This is a genomic window from Streptomyces sp. NPDC001868, assembly GCF_040297125.1.
Lineage (GTDB): Bacteria > Actinomycetota > Actinomycetes > Streptomycetales > Streptomycetaceae > Streptomyces.
Map to the genome: position 1 here is coordinate 1 of NZ_JBEOYO010000126.1, position 3,275 is coordinate 3,275.

Annotated in this window: 3 protein-coding genes and 1 pseudogene; 3 read left to right on the forward strand and 1 reads right to left on the reverse strand. The window is 68.1% G+C overall.

Going from position 1 to position 3,275, the window contains the following annotated elements; all coding sequences use genetic code 11:
• The first annotated feature begins 185 nt into the window (after window positions 1-185).
• A complete protein-coding gene (locus tag ABT147_RS46990; protein WP_351418676.1) occupies window positions 186-671 on the forward strand; it encodes a hypothetical protein in 486 nt (161 codons plus the stop codon).
• A 257-nt stretch (window positions 672-928) separates the two neighbouring features.
• Here the strand turns inward: ABT147_RS46990 and ABT147_RS46995 are convergent, their stop codons facing one another.
• Window positions 929-1,990 (reverse strand): esterase-like activity of phytase family protein, encoded by a 1,062-nt coding sequence (locus ABT147_RS46995; RefSeq protein ID WP_351418678.1) that lies wholly within the window; start codon window positions 1,988-1,990, stop codon window positions 929-931.
• A gap of 20 nt (window positions 1,991-2,010) precedes the next feature.
• On the opposite strand from ABT147_RS46995, the gene ABT147_RS47000 reads away from it, so the two are divergent.
• Both ABT147_RS47000 and ABT147_RS47005 read left to right on the forward strand, forming a co-directional pair.
• Window positions 2,011-2,808, forward strand: a complete 798-nt coding sequence (locus ABT147_RS47000) for a hypothetical protein (protein WP_351418680.1) — start codon at window positions 2,011-2,013, stop codon at window positions 2,806-2,808.
• A gap of 24 nt (window positions 2,809-2,832) precedes the next feature.
• Window positions 2,833-3,275, forward strand: a pseudogene (locus ABT147_RS47005) (hypothetical protein); the annotation flags it as partial.

Below are 3,275 nucleotides of genomic sequence, written 5' to 3' on the forward strand. Positions count from 1 at the left end.
CCCCTTGTACGACAGCGACGCGCTCCCCACGGACAACCCTTCCCAGGCTGATCAACCAGAAGATCATCCCACCGGTCAGCCAACGTGACAGTGCCGGTTTGCCCCATGTCACGAGCACGAGTCCCAATGTGGTTGGTCAAGGAAATCGGGCTGCGTCGCGATGGGCTGCCAGGCAGCATGGCGGGGTGTCTGATCTGCTGTGGGCTGACGTTGCATACTTCTTCGACCCTGACCTGATGGGAGCGCTGCCCGACGCGCGTGTCCCGGATGCCTCAGCCGAGGACTGGCAGGCACTCCTCGACCTCGTCGCTGAACGAGGCTGGAAGTACCAGTACTCCGAGGGCGAGATCGTGCTGCCGGTGCCCCCAGCCCAGAGAGTGCTCTCCCGTCCAGCCGACGCCGAGTGCCCCGAACTGAGGGTCTGGCCGTCAACCGATGTACTGGCGATCTTCCGTTTCCATGCAGCCGAGGAAATCGACTTCGATGTGGACCTGCGAGAGCTTCAGGGCCAGGAGCGACTCGACGTCTTCTGCCGTTTCCTGCGCGACATCGGTCGACGGCTGGGCAAACCGGTACTGATGGATCCAGAGGGCGATTACGGCCATCCGGTACTCGGGTTCGATGTGGAAGCCGATCGCGTCGTACTCCTGGCGGAACCACCCGTTACGTGACCGCTGTTGCGTTTCCCCGGGTGTTCTTCCTGCCGCAGTAGGTCCGGGAGGCTGCAGCCACCTGCCCAACGTTCAGCTACATGGGGAAGCAAAGCGAGCAGGTCTGGAGAACGCCTGAGCACAGGGTGGGGAGATTCAGATATCGCCATCACCATCGAGGAACCCACAGTGCGGGCGGTTGTTCACCAGGCCGTCCGGGACGTCCGCACCGCCTCTGCCGCCCGCCGGTGCCGGCCTCGATGCGGCTGCGGGGTTGCTCAGACGGGTAGCCGGACGTCGAGGGAGTACAGGCGGGTGATCTGGGTGTCCCGCTCGTTGTCATCGCTGACCAGTAGGAGCTTCACGCGTCCGGTGGTGGTGCGGCCGGTCACGGCGAGTCCTTCGATGTTGTCCAGCAGGGGGTTGGGCTGGGGCTGTTCGGCCGTGGCGCCGAGGGTAGGGCAGTCTGCGAGGTCGGCCAGCAGGGTCTTGGAGGCGAGGCGGGCCGCGCCGCCCGAGGTGAGGTTCTCGGCGCCGCTCACGTCGTCGGCCTTGCGAGGGTCGGCCAGGTAGAGGCGGACGGTGTTGCCGACACCGGCGGTGAAGCCGCGTTCGAGGACGAGCAGCCGACCATCTCCGGCCGGGGCGAGCTCGACGACTCCCAGGCCCTGGTCGGCCTGGTAGCCGTACTGGGCACCGGTCTTGAAGGGCTTGCCCAGACCGGCGCGATGCCAGGTCTGCAGCCGCACCACGCCCGTCTCGTCGCCGGAGAGCGAGCCCTCCATCGAGGCGACCAGGGTGCGTCCGCCGGTCTGGAGGGTCAGTCCCTCGAAGGTCTGGTTGCGTACGGCGCGTCCTGCCGGGGCGACGGCGAGGGCGGCCGGTACCGGCAGTGACTCGACCGCTTTGCCGTCGCGGTCGTAGCGGGTGACGGACGGTTCGGTCTCGGAGCTGATCAGTCGGCTGCCGTCCCGGTCGACGGCCAGGCCCTCGGAGTCCGGCGCCGCGCCGTTCAGATCGGTCAGCGGGGCCACGGCCACCGCCTCGGCTCTCAAAGAGCGGCCCGTCTCGCGCACCTTGAGCGAGTAGAGGTACGACTCGTCGGACACGGCGGTGATCCGGCCGCCCCGGTCGACGGCGAGGGCGGACATGTTGCCGACGAAAACGCCGTCCAGCGTCTTCTTGTCGAGGTCGTCGGAGAAGGCCCGTATGCGGACCAGGTCGGAACAGTCACGCGACGCGGCGGACGAGGCCGGGGCGTCGGCCTGGGCCAGGGCGGCACCCATGGTCACGGCCACACTGATAGCCGCTACAACAGTGATCGACCTACGCAAGCGCATGCGCAACGCTGATCAACATCGTGGTCGCGCAAGCGTCGTTCATTGCCGCACTGATGTTCTACGTGGGGGTGATCTACACAGGCGCGTACTACGGCTACTTTCACCTTTCCCCTTTCGCGCTCGGCTTCGGCTTCGGTGAATTCGTCCTGCACAGCCTGCACTTGGTGACGTTTCCGGTTCTTGTGGGCGCCGCAGCGCTGCTCTTCGTCGTTGCGGCCGCTGGCCATCGGCCGCAAAAGGGACTCCACAGCTCCCTGATGCGCAGCGCCGGACGGGGGGCGTCGGCTCTGGCCCGCCATTATCTGGTCGTCGTGGCCGCCGGCTTGCTGCTGCTCGTGCTGTGGTGGCAGTGGCAGGTGCTTCTGCCGTACCGCTGGGTGGGGCCCCTCCTCGTCGGCATCGGCCTGGTGCTCGGAGTGGTGCGCCAGGCTGGACTGAGCCGCACAGGGAGCCCGTGGGAGACGGCATTGCTGGTCCTGGCCGCCGGATTGTTCCTGCTCTGGGCAGTCACCCTTGTCTCCGGCCAACTGGGCGAACGGAACGCCAGGAGCGACGCTCGCAAGGTAACCCTGCGCACCGGTCTGGTGGTCCACAGCGCCCAGTCACTCGGCCTCTCCTCGTGGGCGCCCGGCCTGCGCCACCGGGATCTCGGCGCGGGCGTCCACCTTCGCCACCGCTACGAAGGCCTGCGGCTCATCGTGGAGCGCGCCGGGCGTTACTACGCCGTGCCCATCGGCTGGCGGGCGCGGACCGACAACGTCTTCATTCTCAGGGAGGGCGAGGGCGTGCGCATCGAGCTCACGCCCGGCGTGCTGTAGAAAGGCGCCTGCTCGTTCCTGCCCGTGGTGCTGAACTCCGTCGTGTTCCGCTCCAGCAGCCAAGACCTCACCACCTGGGGCACCTACACCGAGATGGCCAGCCGCTTCACCGAGCCCGTCCTTCTCGCCGGCCGTCCTCGCCATGCGCAGCCGCATCAAACGCTGACAGCCGCAACCACCCACGACGCTTGTTCGGCAAAGCTGACCTCGGGCACCTGGACCCGGCTACACCACCTGGCAGCAGGCATGAGCGGCAGCAGCCAGAAGGCGAAGAAGCAGCCGCGGCCGGTCCGTACGGTGCGGCGCGACGGGCGCGAGCCGATGGGGCTCGATGCCGCAATCGGCGCGCTGGTGACCGAGCGGGCTTGGGAGCTCCCGGCTGCCGGCGAGGTGGGAGGGGGGTGGCCATCGGCGGCTCGCAGAGGGACGCGGCCGCGCGGGGGGGGCGGGGGGGCGGCCCGAGCGGT

Bases quoted from the DNA above. Each gene is read 5' to 3' on its own strand.
- ABT147_RS46995 (WP_351418678.1), bottom strand. From the start codon at position 1,990: ATGCGCTTGCGTAGGTCGATCACTGTTGTAGCGGCTATCAGTGTGGCC.